Genomic DNA, 22,709 nt, shown 5'->3' on the forward strand with positions numbered 1-22,709 from the left:
CATATACTCCTCAATCAGGACAGCGTCAATCCGAAAGACGGACAGCCGATCAGCAGCCATTCTGCCTTAGTTCAAGATATGAAGTCCCTCTTCAAGCAGCACCACATCGGTTGCAGAGCCGACTCGCAGGTCAAGTTTCTGGGCCAGACGGAACGGCACCAACAGATGCAACGGCAGCTCCTGCCCGGCAAAAGCGGCCGTGATCCGTACCTCATCCCCCAGCTCCAGAACCCCCCTAACCGTTATACGCAACTGATTGTGACTAGCTGGCAAGGAGCCTTGCCCCGCCGCCCGCAGCCTGATGGCGCTGTTGGGAGCCATCCAGCGCACACGGCTGCCGGGAGCCCACCTGGCATCAAGTCGACAGGCCAACAGATGGTCGCCGGAACGGAACCAAGTCAGCTCGGCCTGTTCATCGTGGCGCAGCAGTTCGCCATCAAACAGGTTACGGATGCCCAGCAGCCGTGCTGCAGCTTCATTGACCGGCCGCGCCAGGATCTCGCGGGGATGGCCACTCTGCAGGGTTTTACCATGAGAAAGCAGGGTCATCCGGTCGGCCAGCAGCAGGGCCTCACCCAGGTCGTGGGTAACCATGATGATCGGCAGTGAAAGTTCCCGCTTCAGCTCAGCCAGCTCAATGTAGAGGGTTTCGCGGGTTGCACGGTCAACTGCGGCAAACGGCTCGTCGAGCAGCAGCATCGAAGGTTCCCGGGCCAGGGCGCGGGCCAGGGCCACACGCTGCTGCTGTCCGCCTGACAACTCAGCCGGACGACGTTGTTCAAGGCCGGCCAGATGGACCCGAGCGAGCCACTCACGGGCACAGGGCTCACGCTTGTGGTCCGGAAGGTGGTGCAGGCCTGCCAGTATATTGGCCAGCGCCGTCATGTGCGGAAACAGGCCGTAGTGCTGCGGTACGAAGCCGACATGCCGCTGCTGGGGGCTGCACCAGATGCCCTGCGCCTGGTCATACCAGCAGCTGTCGCCGCAAATGATCTGGCCGGTAGCAGGCCGGGACAGCCCAGCGATCATCCGCAACAGGGTGGACTTGCCGCTGCCTGAAGGCCCCACCAGGGCCAGCAGCTGCCCCCCATTGCAACTGAACGTGGCATCCAGGAAAATGGGGCTGTGCTGCTGGATGGTCAGACAAAAATCAGCGCCGTGGCAGGACATGCCGCCTCCCTGCTGGCCGTGCCCAACCACCGGCCACCGCCAGCACGGCCAGTGAAAGCAGCAACAGCAGCAACGACATGCTGCCAGCTGCGTTGAAATCAAAGGCCTGCACACGATCGTAGATGGCGATGGCCACGGTTCTGGTTTCGCCCGGTATGTTGCCTCCCACCATCAGCACCACGCCAAATTCACCCAGGGTATGGGCAAAGGTCAGCACCATGCCGGTCAGCACACCTGGCCAGGCCAGCGGCAGCTCCACCGTGAGCAGCGTCCGCCAGAAGCCCATGCCGCAGCAGGCGGCGGCATCACGCAGTTCCTGCGGTATCGACTCAAAGGCGCGATTGACCGGTTGCACTGCAAAGGGGATGTTGACGATCAGCGAGGCCAGCAGCAGGCCGGAGAAATGAAAAACCAGTGGCTGCCCGAAAAACTGTTCCCACCACTGGCCGATCAGCGAGCTGCCCCCCAGGCCGGTTAAAAGGTAATAGCCCACCACCGTGGGGGGCAGCACCAGCGGCAGGGCCAGCATAGCCTCTACCAGCGATTTACCGACAAAGTGACGATAGGCCAGCCAGCGCCCGACAATGATCGCCAGCGGCAGCAGCAGCAGCACGGTAAGCCCGCCCAGCCGCAGCGACAAGACCAGGGCCGGCCAATCCATCAGGCCCCCTCACCCGGCAGAACAAAGCCGTAACGACGCATGATCGCACGGGCGTGCGGCTCCTGCATGAAACGGTAGAAGGCTTCGGCAGCCTGATCGGCCCTGGTGAGCAGCACCATCCGTTGCCTGAGCGGACTGTGCAGACGCTCGGGGATCAGCAGATAGCGCAAGAGCGGCTGTAGTTGGGGGGAGAGCGCCAGCGAAAGGGCGATGATACCGCCGTCGGCCGAACCGCTGAGCGCAAACTGGGCAGCCTGCGACACGTTTTCACCCAAGATCAGGCGCGGCCGCACTGCCTCCCAGCTGCCTACCCGGCGCAGCGCCTCTTCTGCCCGGCGGCCATAGGGCGCATGTTCCGGGTTGGCAATGGCGATCCGCCGCAGACGGCCTGCCGCAATCTGGGCAGGTAAGCCTTCCAGACCGGCATCAAGGGTAAGGCGGGAGGCTGTCGGCACCACCAGCACGATCCGGCCAACGCCATAGAGACTGCCCCGATCACGGGTGAACCCGTCGTGATGCAGGCTGAGCACATACTGTTCATCGGCTGAGAGATAGAGCTGGTAGGGGGCGCCGTTGCGAATCTGGGTGGCGATCACACCTGAAGAACCGTAGGTGATCCTCGGCCGGTGGCCGGTTTTCTGCTGAAAGGCCTGTGCGATTTCATCAAGGGCGAATTTGAGGTCGGAGGCAGCGGCAATGCTGGGCTCGGCAGCTACGGCCGGGGCCGTCCACAGGAACACGGCCAGCACCAGACACCAGGCTAGCCGTTGCACTGCCAGGTCCGACTGTCGGCCGGTCATGGGGCTGTGACCCCCCGTTGCCGGAGCGCCGCCTCAATCCCTTTCCGTAGCAGCTCGGGAGTCAACTCCTCATAGACGCTTCCGCCACACTGCACGGTGCGGCAGCTGGTGTCGGAGCCGGTCAGGCAACTGCAGGAGGGGCAGTCTGATACGCCGCTGGTTGCCGCCAGCAGTTCTTCCAGCGGTATGCCGTTGATCAGCACCAGGTTTGACTCGTTGATCCGGTCTTCGTCCAGCAAGGTTTCCTGCAGCTCAAACAGCACGCCTTGTGCGGCATAATCGCTCAGCACCTGTTTGAGGTTGGCGCCGGTATCGCCGCAGCGATCACAGGTGGCGCCGGCCTTGTCGTAGTGCCGCCATTCCACCCTGATCGGTGCCGCCACAGCCTCAATACGATCACCCGGCCTGATAACACCGGGCCTGATCACCTTGACAAAGATGCCTTCCTTGGGCATGACGCAGTCGCCAGCCTGATAAAAGATGGCACAGCGGGTGTGGCATTCCTTGCCGATCTGTGTCACCTCCAGCAAGGTTTCACCGATCGCCAGACGGCTGCCGATCGGCAGGCTGACCAGATCAATCCCGCTGGTGGTGATGTTTTCGGCAAAATCGCCGGTGGTGACATCCAGTCCCAGGGCGCGCATCTTATCGATACTCTCCTGGGCCAAAAGACTCACCTGCCGGTGCCAGTTGGCGGCATGGGCATCCCCCACAATTCCGTGATCGACCCGCAGCTCGACCTGTGCAACCGGCTTTTTGCGCTCTCCCTTGTTGGCACTGATACAGACTGCCACCACCTCTGCCATCGCGCTATCCTCCTATCTGAGCCATGCTGAAGTTACTGTGTTCATACTCGCCACACCGGATACCATGCCCCTCCGGCTTGCTGGCCACAATCTTCTGCAGGGTTCTGCAGAGACCTGCTGCGTCGGGGGGGCGCAGAAAGGGAGTCAGGTCAACCTTTTGATCGCTGAACAGACACCCTTTGGCCTGCCCTCTGGCAGTGACCCGTATCCGGTTGCAGTTCGTGCAGAAGTGACCCGATATGGCGGTGATGATACCGATGCTGCCGCTGGCGCCGGGGATACGATGGTCCTGGGATGGCCCGGCAAAAACACCTTTGTCTACGGTTTCAAGCGGATGCCGCTCTCTGATCCGCTGCAGCACTTCCTGACCGGAAAAACAGAACCGCTGCCAGCCGTCTTCCTTAACAGCCGGCATGTATTCGATAAATCTGACGCTGCAGCCCCGTGTACGGGTCAGTTCAACAAAGTCGTGGATCTCGTCATCATTGATGCCACGCATGATGACGACGTTTATCTTGGGAGGGGCAAACCCGGCTGTCACGGCTGCATCAAGTCCGGCCAGCACGTCCCGCAGGTTACCGCCACGGGTGATCTGACGGAACCGGTCAGGTTTCAACGAATCGAGGCTGACATTCAGACGTTGCACACCAGCCCGGTAAAGATCACCAGCCATCTGCTCAAGCAGCAAACCGTTGGTGGTAAGCGCCAGGTGGCGCAGACCGGGAAGAGCGGCAACCGAAGCCAGAAAAGGAATGATCCCGGCACGCACGGTCGGCTCACCGCCGGTGATCCTGATCTTCTCGATGCCCAGTTGTACGGCGCAGCCGGCTATCTGCAGCAATTCTTCATAGCTCAGCACACCGCTGTGGCCGACATCCTGCACCCCTTCCGCCGGCATGCAGTAGAAGCAACGCAGGTTGCAGCGATCGGTTACCGACAGGCGCAGATAGTTGATCCGTCGATTGAAGGAATCAATCAGGTTTCCCGAGCCAGCTGTTTTCATGGCAACCAACCAATAGCTGGCGATACCGGACTTCTTGCCGGGATACCATTCCCCACTTCGCCTGCATCGCCGCAACCACCCCTGTTCATCCTGCTACTCCTCGCCGCTGTCACTTCTACCGGCCGGATTTATCAGCCACCTGTTTCTGACCCGCCGCCTTTGAAGTGCATGCTACACAAAAGATCCTGTCCACACAAACAGATATCGCTTCTTGAATTTACCCATTGCCGATGCGTAACAGGGTATCAGAGGTTACAGGAAGCATCAGCAGACGGTTTAAACCATCTGCGCTGAAACCAAAAGGCCACATGCACCAGGCCGATCATCACCGGCACCTCCACCAGCGGTCCAATCACCGCCGCAAAGGCTGCACCTGAATTGATGCCGAACACGGCGATGGCCACGGCTATCGCCAGTTCAAAGTTATTACTGGCGGCGGTAAAGGCCAGGGTGGTGGTCTTGCTGTAGTCGGCCCCCAGCTTTTTACCCATCAAGAACGAGACCATAAACATCACCACAAAGTAAATTCCCAACGGGATGGCAATCCGCACCACATCCAGCGGCAACTGCACGATCAGATTGCCTTTCAGGCTGAACATCACCACGATGGTGAACAGCAGGGCGAGCAAGGTCAGCGGGCTGATCCTCGGCACTACTTCCCGATGGTAACGTTCCTTGCCCAGCAGCTTGACCCCGATCAGGCGGGTCAACGCACCGGCGATACAAGGGATGCCCAGATAGATAAAGACGCTTTCGGCGATCTGACCGATGCTGATGTTGACGTCCATCCCCTTTAGGCCGATCACAGGTGGCAGCACGGTGATGAAGAACCAGGCGTAGACGCTGTAGAACAACACCTGGAAGATGCTGTTAAAGGCCACCAGTCCGGCGGCGTACTCGGTATTGCCCTTGGCCAGCTCGTTCCAGACGATCACCATGGCGATGCAGCGGGCCAGGCCGATCATGATCAGACCCACCAGATACTCCGGCTTGTCCGGCAGCAGCAGGGCGGCCAGCACAAACATCAGCACCGGGCCGATCAGCCAGTTCTGCAGCAGCGAGATGCCCAGGATCTTCTTGTTCTGAAAGACCTCCGGCACCTCCTCGTACTTCACCTTGGCAAAGGGTGGATACATCATCACGATCAGGCCGATGGCAATCGGGATATTGGTGGCCCCGACCTGAAAGGAGTTGATGAACGTCTCGGTGCCAGGCACCAAATAGCCCACCCCGACTCCCAGGGCCATGGCAGCAAAGATCCACAGGGTTAGCCAGCGGTCGAGCAACGAAAGATGCGACGCGATGCGCTCGGACATGCCCCCCTCCTTTTTTACTTCACAGGAATCAGCTTTTATCATAATATCTGCCTAAGCGGATGCATATAGAATAAAAAATATATTCGGATAGTTAGATGCATCTCTTTTCATACTGATAGGCCAACAGACGCGCGCGATCTTCGACCGCTTCCGGGAGAGCGACACAACGGAGACGCAACAGCGCAACCAGATCACAGTGCAGGGCATCCAGGCCAGAGCGCAGTGAATAGTACATCCAGACCCCACCCCGACGGTCACTCAACCAACCGACGTTTTTCAGGTAGGCTAGGTGGCGCGATACCGTTGATTGGGGTAGTTCCAACGCCGTCATCAAGTCACAGACGCACAGTTCGCCGTGATCCGAAAGCAGCAATAGAATTCTCAAGCGGGTCTCATCGGCCAGAGATTTGAATATTTTGGCTGCCGTCAGCATGGCCAAACTATAGGACTCCAACAAACAAGCGTCAAGAATGTTGCAGGCGTTTAACGTAGTTTTTATGGAGCTGTATCAGACCTGACACACAGCACGACACCGAAAGGGGGAAACGCTATGGAGATTAATCGCAGGGATTTTCTCAAGGTGACAGCGGCAGCCGGCGCAGTGGCAACCGTGGGACTACCAAAGCTGAATGCTTTTGCAGCCCATCATGGCCCAAAGACCGGGGCAAGCGCAGGGGAGTGGATCCCTTCCACCTGCCAGGGCTGTACCGCCTGGTGCCCGGTGGAGTTCTTCGTGCAGGACAACCGGATCACCAAGGTGCGAGGCAACCAGCTCAGTAAGGCCAACAACGGCTACTGCTGCCCCCGAGGCCACCTGATGATCCAGCAGACCTACGACCCGGACCGGATCAAGGTGCCGATGAAACGGACCAATCCCCAAAAGGGGCGCGGCATCGATCCTAAATTTGTGCCGATCTCCTGGGATGAGGCGCTGGACACCATTGCCGACAAGATGATGGAACTGCGCAAGAACAACGAGCCGCATAAGTTGATGTATATGCGGGGCCGCTACTCTCCCACCTCAACCTATCTGGCCTACGGTAACATGCCGAAGATCTTCGGCACCCCCAACTCGTTCTCACACAGCGCCATCTGCGCCGAGGCCGAAAAGATGGGACCCGGCTACACCCAGGGTTTCTTCGGCTACCGCGATTACGACCTGGCCAAAACCAAGTGCCTGGTGGTCTGGGGCTGTGACCCGCTCTCTTCCAACCGCCAGGTGCCCAACGCCATTAACAAGTTCGGCGACCTGCTTGACCGCGGCACCCTAATCGCCGTTGATCCCCGCATGAGCACCTCAACCGCCAAGGCACACCAGTGGCTGCCGATCAAGCCGGGCGAAGACGGCGCCCTGGCAGCGGCCATCGCCCACGTGCTGCTGACTGAAGGGTACTGGAGCAGGGAGTTTGTAGGCGACTTTAAGGATGGCAAAAACCTGTTCAAGACCGGGCAGACGATTGATGAAGCTGCCTTTGAAGAAAAACAGACCCACGGTTTGATCAAATGGTGGAACATCGAGTTGAAGGACAAGACCCCGGCCTGGGCCGCCAAGAAAACCCTGATCCCGGCCAAGCAGATCATTGCAGCGGCACGCACCATGGGTAAGGCCGGTACGAGCTGTGCAGTCTGGATGGGACCGGGCGTGGCCATGTCGCCTCGCGGCACCTACGCCTCCATGTTCGTCTATGCCTTAAACGGCATCCTCGGTTCCATCGAGACCGAAGGCGGCGTGTTCCAGTCATCCAGCGCTCCTGGCACTTCATTTCCGGCGCCGGATCCGTTCATCGACGACGTGGCCAAAAAGTTTGGCAAGGAGAAAAAACTGGACGGTCGCGGTGCCAAGGATATGCCCGCTATCATGGGTGGCTATGACTCCAAGAAGGACAAGGACGGTAAGGTGACCGAGAGCGCCAAGGCTGGTGTGGTTACCAATAACGTGGCGAACGGGCTGCTCAAGAATCCTGGCGCAATTAAGGTGTTTATCGGCACCTGGAACAACTTCAATTTCTCGGCCACCGGTGCCGATCGCTGGGACAAGGCCCTTGCCACCATACCGTTTTTTGCGCATATGGTGACCAACGCCTCGGAGATGTCGCAGTTTGCCGATATTGTGCTACCAGCCACCTTTGCCCCCACCGAAAAATTGACCATCGTCACCAACATGGCCAACCTGCATGGTCACATGTCGATTCAGCAGCCGGTGGCCAAGCCGCTCTGGGATGTCAAGGCTGAAGAAACCGAAGTCATGTGGCTGCTTGCTGAAAAGCTGAAAGCCCGCGGCTTCAGCAATCTGTACGACTACTACGCCTCCTTTGAGGATCCGGAGACCAAGCAAAAGCCGGGCAATGCTGCCGAATTCGTCGAAATTGCCGCCCGTATCTCCAGCCAGAAGGTCTGGAACGGTAAGGAGGCGCTGAAAGGGGACAAGGTAGCCGGTTGGGCCGAGTTCAGAAAGAAAGGTATCTACAACTCGGAGCGCTATGCCTACAAGAAAAACTGGGGCAAGTTCAAGACGGTTACCAAAAAGTTCGAGTTTTACAGCGAGACCCTGAAGAAGACGCTGACCCTGTTTGCTACCAAGCACAAGACCAGCATCGACGACGTGCTGAAGAGCAGCGGCTACGAAGCCCAGGGTGAGCTGGTCTTTGTCCCCCACTATGAAACGCCCAAACGGTGGGGCAGCGAGAAGGAGTATCCCTTTACCTTCATCGACCACAAATCCCGTCTCAACCGGGAAGGACGCTCTGCCAACACCTCTTGGTACCAGGAATTCAAGAAGCTGGACGCCGGCGACGTCAGCTGGGACGACGTGGCCAAGATCAACCCCAGAGATGCAAAAAAGCTGGGCATAAAAGATGGCGATACCATCAAACTGATTTCACCCACCGCCTCCATCACCTGCAAGGCCAAGCTGTGGGAGGGAGTTCGTCCGGGCACCGTGGCCAAGTGTTACGGCCAGGGTCACTGGGCCTACGGTCGGGTGGCGGCCAAGGAGTACGGCAAGACACCCCGCGGCGGCAACAACAACGAGTTGATGCCGGACGATTACGATCGTCTCAGCGGCTCCACGGCACGTAACGGCGGCTTTACCGGCGTCAAGATTGAGAAGGCCTAGGAAAGGGGGGATTAAGCGATGGCTAAACAATATGGAATGGTGATTGATCTACAAAAATGCGTCGGCTGCGGCGCCTGCGCCCTGGCCTGCAAGACCGAGAACAACACTCAGGGTCGGGCCGATGGCCAGACCTTCAACTGGGCCGACTTCATCTGCACGCAAGAAGGGAAATTCCCGCGCACGACATACACAACTATACCGGTGCTCTGCAACCACTGCTCGGACGCCCCCTGCGTCAAGGCCTGCCCGGTGAAACCCAAGGCCATGTTCAAGACACCGGACGGCATCACCATGCACAATGACGAGCGCTGCATCGGTTGCCTGCGCTGTCAGAAGGCCTGCCCTTACAGCGTCATGGATGTGGAAAAACAGAAAGCTCAGTACAGCGTGATCAGCGCTAATCTGGGAGAAATTCACCCCAAATATCAGGACAAAAGTGAGCTGATCAAAGGCTGCACCGCCTCAGGCGCCGGAACGGCCAAGGCGGCTGGGGCACTGCCGCCGCACAAACATGACTACCAGCACCCGGACTACGCCAGCGTGCGCAAGGTGGGAGTGACGGAGAAATGCATCTTCTGCGAGCACCGCGTAAAGAAGGGTGATCAGCCTGCCTGCGTGGCGGCCTGTCCTTCGCAAGCTCGCATCTTCGGCGATCTGAACGATGCCGCCAGCGCACCGGCCCAAGCCCTGAAGAAATTTAAGGCCTTCAGACTGAAGGAAGAGAAGAAGACCCGACCCAATGTGGCCTACATCCGCTCCTTCAAACCATCGGCCAGGATCTGAGGCAATAGCAACCAATCCGTAGCGCAACAGGCGGGGTGGGGCCACATGCCCCATCCCGCTTTCCATCCAAGGATGCAACGTGACTAAATATGTCCCTACAACCAGCAGCCGCGAAGATGCCTACCGGCTGCTGTCTGCCTGTTACTATGCCCCGACCAGCGCCCTTCGCGAGGAAGGCTGCTGTGCAGCGCTGGCCGAACTGCTGGCCGATTTGTCACCGCAGGCAGCCCAACAGGCCAGCAAAGCCACACAGATTCTCGACAAAGCACCCGTTGAGGAGCTCCTGGTCGAATACAGTCGCCTGTTTCTGGGCCCCTTCAAGCTGGTGGCCCCGCCCTACGGCTCGGTCTGGCTGGACAAAACAAAAACTGTGATGGGCGATTCAACCGCACAGGTGGCTGCCGTCTATCAGACCCACGGCCTGCAGCTGGCCGATGATTTCCCAGAACTGCCGGACCATATAGCAGTGGAGCTGGAATTTCTTTCCTACCTGGCCTTTCAGCAGCGGCAGGCGCAGGCAACCGGTAACCAAGACGAGGCGACCCGGCTCGCAACGACCCAGCTGGGGTTTATCAACGAGTTACTGACGCCCTGGCTGACACCGTTTTGCCAGGCGATTATAGAGGATGGCGAGGCGCCGTTCTACATGGCGCTGGCCGAATGCACAGCAGCGTTTGTTGCAGCAGACAGCACTGCACTTCTGGCCGCTATCGATGCCTGACCAGCCGTCGCAACCATGTGGCAGTCGTGATGATCTGCGGATCGAACAGTCCCGCTGTCTGCCCAATCGTTACAGCGAAAGCAGCTGCCGTCGCTGCGTGGCGATCTGCCCCCGACAAGCCATCAGTGTTGATGAACACTTGCGTGTGGACCCAAATCGCTGCACCGGCTGCCTGCTCTGCACCACGGTCTGCCCCTCAGGGGCATTGGAGACCAACCAGCCGTTCGACACCTGCCTGGCTGCCCTGCGCAAGATAGAAAAACCTACACTCGGCTGTTGCCGTACCAATGCCTCTGCAAATGCCACCCTGGCCTGTCTGGGTGGGCTCTCAGACGAGCATCTGCTGAGCCTGGTCCACAGCCTGACCGGAACCCTGCAGTTGAATCTGAGCAGCTGCCAGGAGTGCCCCAACAGCACAATGCTGGATCGTCTGACGGAACGGCTGCGCCGACTTGCCGACCAGGGAACTGGCCAAGGGAAATGCCGGATCAGCACGGTGGAGGACGAAGTAGCACTACGCGTGGAGCAAGAACAGCTGAATCGGCGGAGTTTTTTCAGCTCGTTTCGAAGCGTCCTGTTTCAGAGCGCCGCCGTCGTGGTCAACGCCACGCAGCAATCAGCGGATCACCGCAGTGAGTATGCCGAAAAACGGGTACCGGAACGTCGTCAGTTACTGAACCGTACCCTACGCGCCCTGCCCACTGAACCAGGACAATGGATCACCACACACTACTCCCACCAGCTCACCTTCAGTAAAAACTGCAGCGCCTGCCAAGGCTGCGTTGCCAGCTGCCCCACCGGCGCCTTACGTACCAAAGACCGCAAGCAGCGGCCCGAGTTCCTTCAGCTGAACTGTACCGGTTGCGGCCTGTGTGTTGAATTCTGCCTGGATCAGGCCATCACCCTCTCACCCGCCCGCAACTGAGAAGGCCGGGATCGCTCCCGGCCTTCATTCGTTCTCAACTCCGTGCCCGACAGGCTGCGATCAGTTCGCGGGGCTCGGGGTAACGCATCTGCTCCAGACGGGAGAAGATCTGCTCCCCGTCTACCAACACCGCCAGTTCACTCTGTTTGGGACCACGTTCGATCGTAACCTGAGCCCCCTCAACATTTTTTTCCAGCTCTGCGGCCAGACCGGCCGCCAGTTGCTGCTGACCTCAGGATGCACAGTACTGGATCACAATCTGCATCGCTACAACTCCTTCCGCCTTTGATTTTATTTGGAAACAATATGGTTGAGTACCATTGCGACCGCAAAATCAACGTAGCTGTCGGCCTGGTCAGCCGGGTCAAGCCGCAGATCACGCAGCAGCCGCTGGCTGATAAACTGGTAGTTGACCAACGCGATCAGCGATTGCACCACGAAGCGGGCGTTGATACCAGGCCTGAAAATACCCTGATCGATACCGGCCTGGATCATGGCGGTGGCCTGCCGTGAGGCGTTTTCGATACAGGGCTTGACCACGGTCTCATAACAGGCCGAAGGGTTGGTCAATTCCCGCAGGTACAGCGTCAGCCAGAAGGGCCGTTGCTGGTGGAAGCGCGTCAGGGCCTTGCAAGCCTCGGTGACGTTGTGGCGAGCATCGCCTTCACACTTGAAAAACGGCACCACCTCGCGCTCATAGGCGGCGAACTGCTCGGCCACCACCGCGCCGTACAGCTGCTCTTTGCCGCCAAAGTAGTAGGATACCAGGGCGCTATTGGCGCCTGACTCCCGTGCGATGTCCCGAATCGAGACCGCATGGCGACAGCTCTGGCTCAGCAGGGCTGCGGTGGCTTCAATAATCTTGGCCCGGGTATTCTGGTCAGGTGCCTCTCCAGCGCCGTTTGTCTGGACAGCCTTGCTCTGATCAGCCATCTGAACGCTCCTTGATTGCAGCAGTTTTTTTACTTTTGGCACTGTATATCACTTCGCCTGCGCCTGCAATGCCGGCAACATTATGTCTGCACAGACTGCCGCCGCGAGCGAACCGTTTTTAACAACCGATCCATGTAGTAGTAAATCACCGGCGTGATATACAGCGTCAGCAACTGCGAGGTTAAAAGCCCCCCCACCACCGCCAACCCCAGCGGCTGGCGTGCCTCACCGCCGGCTCCGTACCCGACGGCGATCGGCAGGGTTCCCAACAGGGCCGCCATGGTGGTCATCATGATCGGCCGGAAACGGATGATGGCACCGTCGTAGATCGCCTCCAACGGCTGCTTGCCCCCCGTGCGTTCCGCCTCCAGGGCGAAGTCGATCATCATGATGGCGTTCTTCTTGACGATGCCGATCAGCATGATGATCCCCACCAGGCCGTAGATGTTCAGGTCGCTTCTGAACAGCATCAGGGTCAGCAGCGCGCCGAATCCAGCCGCCGGCAGACCGGACAGGATGGTGATCGGATGGATGTAACTCTCGTAGAGTACCCCCAGCACCAGATAGATCACGAAGATCGCCAGGGCCAGCAAGAGCCAGAAGCCGCTGAAGGAATCCTTGAAGGCCTGGGCCGTGCCTTGGAAGCTGGTGCTGATGATGGGTGGCAGCTCCCGCTTGGCCCGGTCTTCGATCAGTCTGACCGCGTCCCCCAGGGAGACACCGGGCCGCAGGTTAAAGGAGATCGTCACCGCCGGCAGCTGACCAAGGTGATTAACCGCCAGCGGACCCAGCTCCTTGGAGAGCGTGGCGATGGTCTCCAGCGGCACCAGCTGTCCGGCTGCGGAGCGGATGTAGAGCAGCTGCAGGGCCGACGGATCACCCTGCCAGCGGGGATCCAGCTCCATGATCACCTGGTACTGGTCGGCCGGGGCCAGGATGGTGGAAACCTGCCGGCTGGCGTAGGCATAGGAGAGGGCATCCTCCACCTGCAGCATGGTCAGCCCTAGGGCCGCCACTTTATCGCGGTTGATGGATACCTTGATCTGGGGATTGCTGATCTGCAGGTCGCTGGTCACATCCTGCAGTTGCGGCAGCTCCCGCAGTTGGGCCTCGAAGTCGGCAGCAGCGCGGTACAGTTCGCTGGTGTTCTGGGCCTGCAGGGTAAACTGGTACAGACTCTTGGAACTGACGCCCCCCACCTGGATCGAGGGGACATTTTTGGGATAAGCCTTGATGCCCGGCACCTGGGCCAGCTTGGGGCGCAGCTGCTGTATCACCTGATCGGCAGTCAGCCTGCGCTGGCTGCGAGGTTTCAGGCGGACAAAGAAAAAACCGTTATTGACGTTCCTGAAGCCGCCCACCGAGGCCATGAAGCCGTCGATGTTCGGGTCGGCGGCCAGGATGCGGGCCAGCTCCAGCTGGCGCTCCTTCATCGCCTCAAAGGAGGTACCCTGGGCGGTTTCAGTATCGATGTTGATCCGCCCGGTATCCTCCGATGGCAGGAAGCCCATCGGCACCACCTGAAACAGCCAGACCGTCAGCAGGATCGTCAGTAGCGTCACCGCCAGGGTGGCCCGGCGGTACTGCAGCACCACTGCAAGCGACCGCTGATAGCGGTGCAGCATAGCATTGAAGAAACGCTCCATAGCCAGATAGAAACGGCCGTGGGCCTGCTGATGCGGCACCAGGAAGCGGCTGCAAAGCATCGGCGTGAGGCTTAAGGAAACAAAACAGGAGACCAGGATAGCGGCGCTGATGGTGATGGCGAATTCATGCAACAGCCGCCCCAGGATGCCCCCCATGAACAGCACCGGCAGGAAGACCGCCACCAGCGAGATCGTCATGGAGATGATGGTGAAGCTGATCTCCCGGGAGCCGGTAAAAGCAGCCTCACGGGCGCTTTTACCCTGTTCCATGTGTCGGACGATATTCTCCAGCATCACGATGGCGTCATCCACCACGTAGCCCACCGCCAGGGTCAGGGCCATCATCGAGAGGTTGTTGAGGGAGAAACCGAACAGCTGCATCACGCTGAAGGTGCCGATGATGGAGAGCGGCAGGGCCAGCGAAGGGATCAGGGTGGCCCGCAGGTTGCGCAGGAACAGGAAGATCACCATGATCACCAGACTGATGGTCAGCACCAGGGTAAACTTGACGTCGTGCATCGACTCGCGGATGGTCAGGGAGCGGTCGTACAGCACGTCGATCCCCACCGCCTCCGGTATCTGGGCCCGAAACTGGGGCAGTAGCCTGCGGACGCTGTCCACCACCTGGATGGTGTTGGTGCCGGGCTGGCGGTAGACCGCCAGGATGATGCCGCGGCTGCTGTTGTACCAGGCAGCGGCCTTGGTGTTTTCCACGCTGTCCACCACCCGGCCCAGCTCCTCCAGGTAGACCGGCGAGCCTGCCCGGTAGGCCACCACCAGCTTGCGGTAGGCGCTGGCCTGCATCAGCTGGGCATTAGTCTCGATGGTGTAGGCCTGACGGGCGCCATCCAGAGTGCCGGTGGGCAGCTTGACATTGCCTGTGCCGATGGCGGACGCCACCTCGTCGATGCCGATCTGGCGGGCTGCCAGCTCCCGGGGATCCAGCAGGGCCCGCACCGCGTATTTCTGGGCGCCGAACACGTTCACCTGGGCCACACCGCTGATGGTGGAAACCCGACGGGCGATCATGGTCTGGGCGTATTCATCAATGGTGGAGAGCGGCAGGGCCGGCGAGCTTAAGGCCAGATACAGCACCGGCTGGTCGGCCGGGTTGACCTTGCGGAACCAGGGCGGGGTGGTCATGTTCTTGGGCAGGTAGCGGACCGCCTGCGAGATGGCAGCCTGTACATCCTGGGCAGCGGCGTCGATGTCGCGGTCCAGGTTGAACTGGATTGTAATCCGGGTCTGGCCGGTGCCGCTGGAGGAGGTCATGGAATCCACCCCAGCGATGGTGGAGAGCTGGTTCTCCAGCGGGGTGGCCACGGCCGAGGCCATGGTGTCGGGGTTGGCGCCGGACAGGCTGGCGTTGACCTGAATGGTGGGAAAATCCACGTTGGGCAGGTCGTTGACCGGCAGCTGACGGTAGGAAGCCAATCCGAAGATCAGGATCGCCACCATGATCAGCGAGGTCATGATCGGACGCCGGATAAAGGGATCGGCTATGTTCAAAGCTGTTGCTTTCCTTTGCCAGCCGGGGCGGCGCTGGTAACTGCGACTCCCGGGGTCAGGCGTAGCTGGCCGTCAACCACCACGGTCTCGCCGGCTGCCACCCCCTGCTCGATCACCGTCTCCCCTTCCCCGGCAGGAGAGGTCACCACCTGGCGCAGCTCGGCCTTCTGCTCCCTGGTCACCAGGTAGACATATTCTCCCTGCTGGCCGTTCTGCACCGCCGGCGCCGGCACCACCACCGCGCCATTCTTGACCCCCAGGGTCAGCACCAGATCGACAAACTGCCCCGGCCAGAGCCGGCGGGACCCGTTGGCAAACAGCCCCTTCAGCCTGATGGTGCCGGTGGCCGGATTGACGGCATTGTCGAGAAAACTGATCCGGCCGACCTCCGCCGGCCCGCCATCGTGGGGGATGACCGCCTCCACTCGCAACTGTCCGCCGGCCATGGCACGCTTGAGTTCGGCCAGCCGCTTCTCCGGCAGATCGAAGGCTACCGCAGCCGGGCTGATCTGGTTCACGGTCAGAATGGCCTGTTCATTGGCCTTGACCAGGTTGCCGGCATGTAGGGCCACCGTGCCGGTGCGGCCAGCAATCGGCGAGCGGATGCTGCAGTAATTCAGCAGAATCCTGGCATTGGCAACGGCGGCACGGTCGGCCGCCACCGCAGCGGCCAACGAATCGGCCGAGGCCTGCAGTTGTTCATACTGATCGCGGGTAACAATCCCTTCCCGCACCAGACCTTCGTAGCGTCGGGCCTGATCGGCAGCAAAACGGGCCTGGGCTTGGGATTTGGCCTGGTTAGCCTCGGCCTGGCGCAACGCCGCCTGGAACGGCTCGGCATCGATGCTGACCAGCAGGGCCCCCTGGTGTACGTCACTGCCTTCGGCAACGTGGATGCGGGCGATCTGTCCGCTGACCTGGGGCTTGATCTCGACCGTGTTCAGCGCCTCAACAGAGCCGATCACCCTGATCTGCACCGGCACATCCTTGTGCTGCGCCTGGGCCACCTTGACCGGTATGGCCGGCTTCTGCGCAGGTTTCTGCTTGCCGCCATCACAGGCCACGATGCACAGCATGACACCACAACTGGCCAAGAGCGCTACGCTACGAGTCATAGATGATTCTTTCATGGCTGGAGTCAACAATGACTATTCCCTATACACGCTCGCCCGCTTTGTTGCAATGCCAAGCGGTGGCATGGTATTAACACCGCTATGAGTTCATCCCTGCAGACCCCCATGATGCGACAGTACCTGGAGATCAAGGCCCAGCACCCGGAGAGTATCCTGTTCTTCCGGATGGGTGATTTCTACGAAATGTTTCTGGAGGACGCCCTGCTGGCCTCCCGCATCCTGGATATCGCCCTCACTTCCCGCAACAAGGGCAGCGGCGACGAGATTCCGTTCTGCGGGGTGCCGTTTCACTCAGCCCAGCCCTACATCGCCCGCTTGATCGAAGCAGGCTACCGGGTAGCGGTCTGCGAGCAGGTGGAAGACCCCAAACAGGCCAAGGGGATCGTCAAGCGCGATGTGGTGCGGGTGGTCACCCCGGCCCTGGTCACCGAGGCCGAATCACTGGTGCCGGAGGAAAACTCCTTCCTGCTGGCGCTGACCGAAAACGGACGCCGATGGGGAGCTGCCTGGCTCGATCTCTCCACCGGAGAATTCCGCGCCGCTGAACTGGATAATCTGAGCGCCGCCGCCTCACTGGCTGCCTCGGTGCTGCCCCGCGAGCTGCTGCTGCCGGAAGCACTGCGCCATGAGCCACCGGCCGAACTAATTGCGGTGTTGGGTGAGCGTCCCCGCGCTGCCGTGGCGGATTGGGTGCTGGACAAAGACTACGCCGCCAAGTTGCTCTGCAGCCAGTTCAACGTGGCCAGCCCGGAGGCGCTGGGCCTGGCCGACCTGCCAACTGCGCTGCTGGCGGTGGGGATGGTGCTGCACTACCTGCAGGATAACCGCCACGCCTCACTGTCGCACCTGCGGGATCTGACCATCGTCCGCCAGAACGACCACCTGGCCCTGGACCCGGCCACCCGCCGTAACCTGGAACTGACCGCCACCATGAACGACGGCAAGAAGGCCGGTTCGCTTCTGGGCTGCCTGGACCGTACCGTCACCGCCATGGGGGCCCGCCTGCTCAAACAGTGGCTCTCCTACCCGTTGGTGCAGGTAGAACCGATCCGCCAACGCTTATCTGCCGTAGAAGAACTGATCGAACGGCCCGACCTGCGGGAGCCGCTGGCCGACCTGCTGAAACAGGTCCACGACCTGGAGCGGCTCAATGGCCGGGTCAGCCTGGCCGGCGCCGGTGGCCGCGACCTGCGGGCCCTGTACGACTCTTTGGAGCAGGTGCCGCAGATCCGGGTACTGTTGGCCGAAATCGCCGCGCCCCTGCTGCAAGAGCTGGTGGGGCAGCTGGACCCGCTTAGCGATATCCGCACCCTGATCGAACAGGCAATCAGCCCCACCCCCCCCTTCTCGCTGCGTGAGGGGGGCATCATCGCCGACGGCTACCACCCTGAGCTGGACGAACTACGCAGCATGAGCCGCGAGGGCAAAGGGTTCATCGCCCGGCTGGAGGCCCAGGAACGGGAGCGCACCGGGATCAGCTCGCTCAAGATCCGTTACAACAGGGTCTTTGGCTACTACATCGAGGTGACGAAAGCAAATTTAGCCAGCGTGCCGGCCGACTATATCCGCCGCCAGACCATCGCCACCGGCGAGCGCTACATCACCGAAGAGCTGAAAAGCTATGAGGAAAAGGTGCTGGGGGCCGAGGACCGGATCTGCGAGCTGGAGTACAGCCTGTTCCAGCAGGTGCGCGAGCAGACCGCCGCCCAGGGCGGCCGTATCAGCCGCACCGCCGCTGCCCTGGCAGCCCTGGACGTGCTGCGGGCCCTGGCGCAGGTGGCGGTGGAGCGCAGCTACTGCAAACCGCAGGTGGATGACGGCGACCTGCTTGAGATCACGGAGGGGCGCCACCCGGTGGTGGAGGCGATGAACCTGGGCGAACGGTTTGTGCCCAACGACACCCTCCTCGATCAGCAGCAGCACCAGCTGCTGATGATCACCGGCCCCAACATGGCCGGTAAATCCACCTACATGCGCCAAGTGGCCCTGATCACCCTGATGGCCCAGATCGGCTGCTTCGTGCCGGCCACGGCTGCCACCATCGGCATCGCCGACCAGATCTTTACCCGGGTGGGGGCCGGCGATAACCTGGCCCGGGGCCAGTCTACCTTCATGGTGGAGATGATGGAGACCGCCCATATCCTGCGCAGCGCCACCCCCAAGAGCCTGGTGGTGCTGGACGAGATCGGCCGCGGCACCTCCACCTTCGACGGCCTGTCCATCGCCTGGGCGGTGGCCGAATACCTGCACGACACTAATCGCTGCAAGGCCCGTACGCTGTTTGCCACCCACTACCACGAGCTGGCCGACCTGGCCGCTACCCGCGAAGGGATCACCAACCTGACTGTGGCGGTCAAGGAGTGGAACGACCAGGTGATCTTCCTGCGCACCATCGTACCCGGCGCCGCCTCACACTCCTACGGCATCCAGGTGGCCCGGCTGGCCGGCATGCCGGTGGATCTGATCGAGCGGGCCCGCGAGGTGCTGAAAACCCTGGAGGAAGGCGAGTTTGAACAGGGTGCGCCACGGCTGGCCAAGAGCCGGATCGCCCCGCCCAAGAAGGAGTCCCGCCAGTATACCCTGTTCGAACCCCAGGGCGACCTGCTGCGGGAACGGTTGAAAAAACTGAATATTTCTGCTATGACTCCCCTTGAAGCCTTGAACCTGCTGGACGAATTAAAAAGGATGGCATGAGACACCTGCGCACCTGCATATACCTGTTGTTCACCCTGACCCTGACCCTCGCCCTGGTCACCGCCGCAGACGCCGCCAGCAAGAAGAAAAACCCAAAAAAGACCACACGACCGGCGGTTGTAAAACAGGAACCGGCCCCAACGCTGCCCCCGGCCCAGGTTTTGGATATCAAGCACTGGTCTACCCCCGATTACACCAGGGTTGCTGTCAGCCTCGATCGCGACGCAACGTGGAAGAGCTATGAGCTGGACAAGGGCAGCGCCGGCAAGCCGGGACGAATCGTGATCGACATCCAGAACTCCCAGCTGGGGGCCGCTATCCGCGATATCACCATCGGTGACGGCCTGCTGAAAGGGGTGCGGGTGGCCCTGTTCAGGGCTGGCGTGGTGCGGGTGGTGCTGGACACCGACCAGATCCGCGACTACAAGATATTCCCGCTTTCCGACCCGTCCAAGCTGATCATCGACGTGCGCGGCGAGCGGCCAACCGAATTGAGCAGCCTGGAAAACAGCCTGACCAACCTGGTTAACGAGGCCACAGCGGCCGAGCTGCCGAAACCAGCCGATCATCAGGAGTTTGCCAAGCCGCGGTCGGCACACAAACAGCATCCGGCCATCGCCAAGGTGCGCCGGATTGTGGTTGATCCCGGCCACGGCGGTCATGACCCGGGGGCCGTCGGCCAATCGGGCCTGCAGGAAAAAGAGGTGGTGCTGTCCATTGGCCTCAAGCTGCGGGAAAAACTGCAGCATGAACTGGGACTGGATGTGGTCATGACCCGCTCGACAGACGTCTTTATCCCGCTGGAGGAGCGGACCGCCATCGCCAACAAGGTGGGGGCCGACCTGTTTGTCTCAATCCACGCCAACGCCGCCCCCAACCGTAATGCCAACGGCATCGAGACCTACTACCTGAACCTGGCCAAGACCGAGAAGGTAGCCCAACTGGCGGCCAAGGAAAACGGCACCTCGCTGGAGAAGGTCAGCACCCTGCAGGCGATCCTGTTTGATCTGATGGCCAACTACAAGCTGAACGACTCGGCCCACCTGGCGGAGGAAGTACAGAAGGCGCTCTACAAGACCATCAAGGGCAGGCACAGCGACACCAAAAGCTTAGGGGTCAAACAGGGCCCGTTCTATGTGCTGGTGGGGGCCACCATGCCCAGCATCCTGGTGGAGACCGCCTTTATCAGCAACAGTGCCGAAGAGGCCCACCTGCAGGACCCCGCCTTCCATGACCTGGCCGCCGACGGCATCCTGGACGGTATCAGGGGCTACATCTCCTCGCTCAAGTAATGCCAGGCACCCTGTACATCGTGGCCACGCCGATCGGCAACCTGGAGGACATGACCTTCCGGGCGGTGCGTATCCTCAAGGAATCGGCCCTGATCGCCGCCGAAGACACGCGCCACTCCCGCAAGCTGTTGGTCCACTTCGGCATCACCACGCCGCTCACCTCCTACTACGACCACAATCAGGCCCTGAAGGGTGAACGGATCCTGGCAACCCTGCTGGAGGGCAGGCAGGTGGCCCTGATTTCGGACGCCGGTACCCCCTGCATCTCGGACCCCGGCTACCAACTGGTGCGGGATGCCCTGTCCGCAGGAATCACCGTAGTGCCGATCCCCGGCGCCTGTGCCGCCATAGCCGCACTTTCGGCGGCAGGTCTGCCGACAAATGCCTTTACCTTTGCCGGTTTTCCGCCGAATAAAGAAGGTAAGCGTCGCTCGTTTCTGGTATCACTCGCCTCGGCACAGGGCACGGTGGTGCTGTATGAGGCGCCGCACCGGCTAAAGGCCACGCTGACCGATATCGCCGCAGTGCTGGGCGAACGCCGGGTGGTGGTGGCGCGTGAGCTGACCAAGCTGCACGAGGAATTTCTGCAGGGTACAGCCAGCACGCTGCAGGAGCAGCTGCCGGAAGACCGTGAACGGGGCGAGTTGGTGATCCTGATCGCAGCGGCCGATGAAGACAGCCAGCGGCTGGAGGGGCCTTCCCCTGAGGAACAGCTGCGGACAGCCCTGGCCAAAGGTCACAGCGTCAAGGAAACAGCTGCCCTGGTAGCTGCTGCCACCGGCCTGCCACGCCGTGAGCTGTACGCCCAGGCGCTGATCATGAAAAACAAGGAGCTTGTCTAGATGAAGATTTCCGTATTTGGCGCCGGGTATGTCGGATTGGTCGCAGCGGCCTGTTTTGCTGAGAGCGGCAACACCGTCATCGCCGTTGATGTTGATCAGAAGAAGATCGAAGGCCTCAAAAACGGCATCATCCCGATCTACGAGCCGGGCCTGAAAGAGTTGATCCTGCGCAACCAGGCCGAAGGCCGGCTGTCCTTCACCACCGACGTGGTTGAGGCCGTTGAGCAATCCCTGATCCAGTTCATCGCCGTCGGCACCCCGCCCGGCGAAGACGGCTCCGCCGATCTGCAGTACGTGCTGGCCGTGGGCCGCACCATCGGCAAGCATATGAACGGCTTCAAGATTATCGTCGACAAATCCACCGTACCGGTGGGCACCGCCGACAAGGTGCGGGCTGCGGTACAGGAAGAACTGAACGCCTGCGGTTCATCGCTGGAGTTCGACGTAGTCTCCAACCCTGAGTTCCTCAAAGAAGGGGCCGCCATCGATGACTTCATGAAACCGGACCGGGTGGTGATCGGCACCGATAACGTCCGCACCGCCGAGATCATGAAGGAACTCTACGACCCGTTCATGCGCAAGCAGAACCGGATGATCGTGATGGACATCCGCTCGGCCGAGATGACCAAATACGCCGCCAACGCCATGTTGGCGACCCGCATCTCCTTCATGAACCAGATCGCCGGCCTGTGCGAACGGATGGGGGCCGATGTGGCTGCTGTGCGCGAAGGGATCGGTTCCGACAGCCGCATCGGCTACGACTTCCTGTTCCCCGGCCCCGGCTACGGCGGTTCCTGCTTCCCCAAGGATGTCAAGGCGCTGATCCGCACCGCCGAGGAATGCGATTACGACTTCCTGCTCTTAAAGGCGGTGGAGGAGGTCAACGACCGCCAGAAAGAGGTGCTGGCCACCAAGCTGATCAAGGTGCTGGGCTCAGCCGACGAAGAGCAGCCGCTGACCGGCCGCACCATCGCCTGCTGGGGCCTTTCCTTCAAGCCCCGCACCGACGACATGCGCGAGGCCCCGTCCATCACCATCATCGAGCGGCTGCTGGCAGCCGGTGCCACGGTGCGGGCCCACGACCCGGAGGCGCTGCATGAGGCGCAGAAGATCTTCGGCGATCGGATCGAATACAGCAGCAACCAGTACGAGATACTGGAAAATGCCGACGCCCTGGTGGTGATCACCGACTGGTCCGAGTACCGCAACCCGGATTTCGATCGGATCAAGAGCGCCCTGCGTCAGCCGCTGATCGTTGATGGCCGCAACCTCTACAAGCCCAACCGGATGCAGGAGGCAGGCATCCGTTACATCCCGCTGGGCAGGGCCGGTAGCGGCATTACCGGCGGAGACAAATAAG

Annotated in this window: 19 protein-coding genes and 1 pseudogene; 8 read left to right on the forward strand and 12 right to left on the reverse strand. The window is 60.8% G+C overall.

What is annotated here, in order from left to right; all coding sequences use genetic code 11:
• Positions 1-66: 66 nt before the first annotated feature.
• The 8 genes and pseudogenes from RBQ93_RS10900 to RBQ93_RS10935 all read right to left on the reverse strand — a co-directional run bounded on the left by RBQ93_RS10900 (position 67) and on the right by RBQ93_RS10935 (position 6,189).
• Entirely contained in the window at positions 67-1,170 is a 1,104-nt protein-coding gene (locus tag RBQ93_RS10900) for an ABC transporter ATP-binding protein (RefSeq protein ID WP_320372150.1), read from the reverse strand.
• Positions 1,151-1,831, reverse strand: a complete 681-nt coding sequence (gene modB / locus RBQ93_RS10905; protein ID WP_320372151.1) for a molybdate ABC transporter permease subunit — start codon at positions 1,829-1,831, stop codon at positions 1,151-1,153. Before modB ends, RBQ93_RS10900 begins: the two co-directional genes overlap by 20 nt.
• Positions 1,831-2,631 carry a molybdate ABC transporter substrate-binding protein gene (gene modA, locus RBQ93_RS10910; RefSeq protein ID WP_320372152.1) on the reverse strand — a complete coding sequence of 267 codons (801 nt, stop codon included), beginning with the start codon at positions 2,629-2,631 and terminating at the stop codon, positions 1,831-1,833. Before modA ends, modB begins: the two co-directional genes overlap by 1 nt.
• On the reverse strand, positions 2,628-3,014 hold the full coding sequence (locus RBQ93_RS10915; protein WP_320372179.1) for a DUF2703 domain-containing protein: 387 nt from the start codon (positions 3,012-3,014) through the stop codon (positions 2,628-2,630). Before RBQ93_RS10915 ends, modA begins: the two co-directional genes overlap by 4 nt.
• Positions 3,012-3,437, reverse strand: a pseudogene (locus RBQ93_RS10920) (MOSC domain-containing protein); the annotation flags it as partial. The pseudogene RBQ93_RS10920 and the gene RBQ93_RS10915, both read right to left, overlap by 3 nt.
• A gap of 4 nt (positions 3,438-3,441) precedes the next feature.
• Positions 3,442-4,440, reverse strand: a complete 999-nt coding sequence (gene moaA / locus RBQ93_RS10925; RefSeq protein ID WP_320372153.1) for a GTP 3',8-cyclase MoaA — start codon at positions 4,438-4,440, stop codon at positions 3,442-3,444.
• A 245-nt stretch (positions 4,441-4,685) separates the two neighbouring features.
• On the reverse strand, positions 4,686-5,756 hold the full coding sequence (gene arsB / locus RBQ93_RS10930) for an ACR3 family arsenite efflux transporter (RefSeq protein ID WP_320372154.1): 1,071 nt from the start codon (positions 5,754-5,756) through the stop codon (positions 4,686-4,688).
• 91 nt (positions 5,757-5,847) lie between these two features.
• The gene (locus RBQ93_RS10935; RefSeq protein ID WP_320372180.1) at positions 5,848-6,189 is read right to left on the reverse strand and encodes a metalloregulator ArsR/SmtB family transcription factor; all 342 of its coding nucleotides are present in this window, start codon (positions 6,187-6,189) and stop codon (positions 5,848-5,850) included.
• Between the two features lie 117 nt (positions 6,190-6,306).
• On the opposite strand from RBQ93_RS10935, the gene RBQ93_RS10940 reads away from it, so the two are divergent.
• From RBQ93_RS10940 to RBQ93_RS10955, 4 genes are all read left to right on the forward strand, one after another.
• Positions 6,307-8,871 carry a molybdopterin-dependent oxidoreductase gene (locus RBQ93_RS10940; protein ID WP_320372155.1) on the forward strand — a complete coding sequence of 855 codons (2,565 nt, stop codon included), beginning with the start codon at positions 6,307-6,309 and terminating at the stop codon, positions 8,869-8,871.
• An 18-nt stretch (positions 8,872-8,889) separates the two neighbouring features.
• Complete coding sequence (locus tag RBQ93_RS10945; RefSeq protein WP_320372156.1) at positions 8,890-9,654, forward strand: 4Fe-4S dicluster domain-containing protein; 765 nt, start codon at positions 8,890-8,892, stop codon at positions 9,652-9,654.
• A gap of 79 nt (positions 9,655-9,733) precedes the next feature.
• Positions 9,734-10,375: a molecular chaperone gene (locus RBQ93_RS10950; protein WP_320372157.1), complete on the forward strand. Its 642-nt coding sequence runs from the start codon at positions 9,734-9,736 to the stop codon at positions 10,373-10,375.
• A complete protein-coding gene (locus tag RBQ93_RS10955) occupies positions 10,332-11,300 on the forward strand; it encodes a 4Fe-4S dicluster domain-containing protein (protein WP_320372158.1) in 969 nt (322 codons plus the stop codon). The genes RBQ93_RS10950 and RBQ93_RS10955 overlap by 44 nt, the downstream gene beginning before the upstream one ends.
• Positions 11,301-11,334: 34 nt before the next feature.
• On the opposite strand, the gene RBQ93_RS12460 is transcribed toward RBQ93_RS10955, so the two are convergent.
• From RBQ93_RS12460 to RBQ93_RS10970, 4 genes are all read right to left on the reverse strand, one after another.
• Positions 11,335-11,520, reverse strand: a complete 186-nt coding sequence (locus RBQ93_RS12460) for an Rdx family protein (RefSeq protein WP_413818380.1) — start codon at positions 11,518-11,520, stop codon at positions 11,335-11,337.
• Between the two features lie 71 nt (positions 11,521-11,591).
• Positions 11,592-12,233, reverse strand: coding sequence for a TetR family transcriptional regulator (locus tag RBQ93_RS10960; RefSeq protein WP_320372159.1), 642 nt, complete (start codon positions 12,231-12,233; stop codon positions 11,592-11,594).
• A gap of 80 nt (positions 12,234-12,313) precedes the next feature.
• Positions 12,314-15,388, reverse strand: a complete 3,075-nt coding sequence (locus RBQ93_RS10965; protein WP_320372160.1) for an efflux RND transporter permease subunit — start codon at positions 15,386-15,388, stop codon at positions 12,314-12,316.
• A complete protein-coding gene (locus RBQ93_RS10970) occupies positions 15,385-16,503 on the reverse strand; it encodes an efflux RND transporter periplasmic adaptor subunit (RefSeq protein ID WP_320372161.1) in 1,119 nt (372 codons plus the stop codon). The genes RBQ93_RS10965 and RBQ93_RS10970 overlap by 4 nt, the downstream gene beginning before the upstream one ends.
• Positions 16,504-16,602: 99 nt before the next feature.
• Between RBQ93_RS10970 and mutS the strand changes: the two genes are divergently transcribed.
• The 4 genes from mutS to RBQ93_RS10990 are packed head-to-tail and all read left to right on the forward strand — an operon-like array spanning position 16,603 to position 22,708.
• Positions 16,603-19,215, forward strand: coding sequence for a DNA mismatch repair protein MutS (gene mutS / locus RBQ93_RS10975; protein ID WP_320372162.1), 2,613 nt, complete (start codon positions 16,603-16,605; stop codon positions 19,213-19,215).
• Complete coding sequence (locus RBQ93_RS10980; RefSeq protein ID WP_320372163.1) at positions 19,212-20,507, forward strand: N-acetylmuramoyl-L-alanine amidase; 1,296 nt, start codon at positions 19,212-19,214, stop codon at positions 20,505-20,507. Before mutS ends, RBQ93_RS10980 begins: the two co-directional genes overlap by 4 nt.
• Positions 20,507-21,349, forward strand: coding sequence for a 16S rRNA (cytidine(1402)-2'-O)-methyltransferase (gene rsmI, locus RBQ93_RS10985; RefSeq protein WP_320372164.1), 843 nt, complete (start codon positions 20,507-20,509; stop codon positions 21,347-21,349). The genes RBQ93_RS10980 and rsmI overlap by 1 nt, the downstream gene beginning before the upstream one ends.
• A complete protein-coding gene (locus RBQ93_RS10990; RefSeq protein WP_320372165.1) occupies positions 21,350-22,708 on the forward strand; it encodes a UDP-glucose/GDP-mannose dehydrogenase family protein in 1,359 nt (452 codons plus the stop codon). It begins immediately after the preceding gene.
• The last annotated feature ends 1 nt before the right edge of the window (position 22,709 follow it).

Source organism: Trichlorobacter sp. (assembly GCF_034008105.1).
GTDB lineage: Bacteria > Desulfobacterota > Desulfuromonadia > Geobacterales > Pseudopelobacteraceae > Trichlorobacter.

Coding starts and splice junctions, on each gene's coding strand:
- RBQ93_RS10900 (WP_320372150.1), bottom strand. CDS start 1,170: ATGTCCTGCCACGGCGCTGATTTTTGTCTGACCATCCAGCAGCACAGC.
- modB (WP_320372151.1), bottom strand. CDS start 1,831: ATGGATTGGCCGGCCCTGGTCTTGTCGCTGCGGCTGGGCGGGCTTACC.
- modA (WP_320372152.1), bottom strand. CDS start 2,631: ATGACCGGCCGACAGTCGGACCTGGCAGTGCAACGGCTAGCCTGGTGT.
- moaA (WP_320372153.1), bottom strand. CDS start 4,440: ATGAAAACAGCTGGCTCGGGAAACCTGATTGATTCCTTCAATCGACGG.
- arsB (WP_320372154.1), bottom strand. CDS start 5,756: ATGTCCGAGCGCATCGCGTCGCATCTTTCGTTGCTCGACCGCTGGCTA.
- RBQ93_RS10935 (WP_320372180.1), bottom strand. CDS start 6,189: ATGCTGACGGCAGCCAAAATATTCAAATCTCTGGCCGATGAGACCCGC.
- RBQ93_RS10940 (WP_320372155.1), top strand. CDS start 6,307: ATGGAGATTAATCGCAGGGATTTTCTCAAGGTGACAGCGGCAGCCGGC.
- RBQ93_RS10945 (WP_320372156.1), top strand. CDS start 8,890: ATGGCTAAACAATATGGAATGGTGATTGATCTACAAAAATGCGTCGGC.
- RBQ93_RS10960 (WP_320372159.1), bottom strand. CDS start 12,233: ATGGCTGATCAGAGCAAGGCTGTCCAGACAAACGGCGCTGGAGAGGCA.
- RBQ93_RS10970 (WP_320372161.1), bottom strand. CDS start 16,503: ATGACTCGTAGCGTAGCGCTCTTGGCCAGTTGTGGTGTCATGCTGTGC.
- mutS (WP_320372162.1), top strand. CDS start 16,603: ATGAGTTCATCCCTGCAGACCCCCATGATGCGACAGTACCTGGAGATC.
- RBQ93_RS10980 (WP_320372163.1), top strand. CDS start 19,212: ATGAGACACCTGCGCACCTGCATATACCTGTTGTTCACCCTGACCCTG.
- rsmI (WP_320372164.1), top strand. CDS start 20,507: ATGCCAGGCACCCTGTACATCGTGGCCACGCCGATCGGCAACCTGGAG.
- RBQ93_RS10990 (WP_320372165.1), top strand. CDS start 21,350: ATGAAGATTTCCGTATTTGGCGCCGGGTATGTCGGATTGGTCGCAGCG.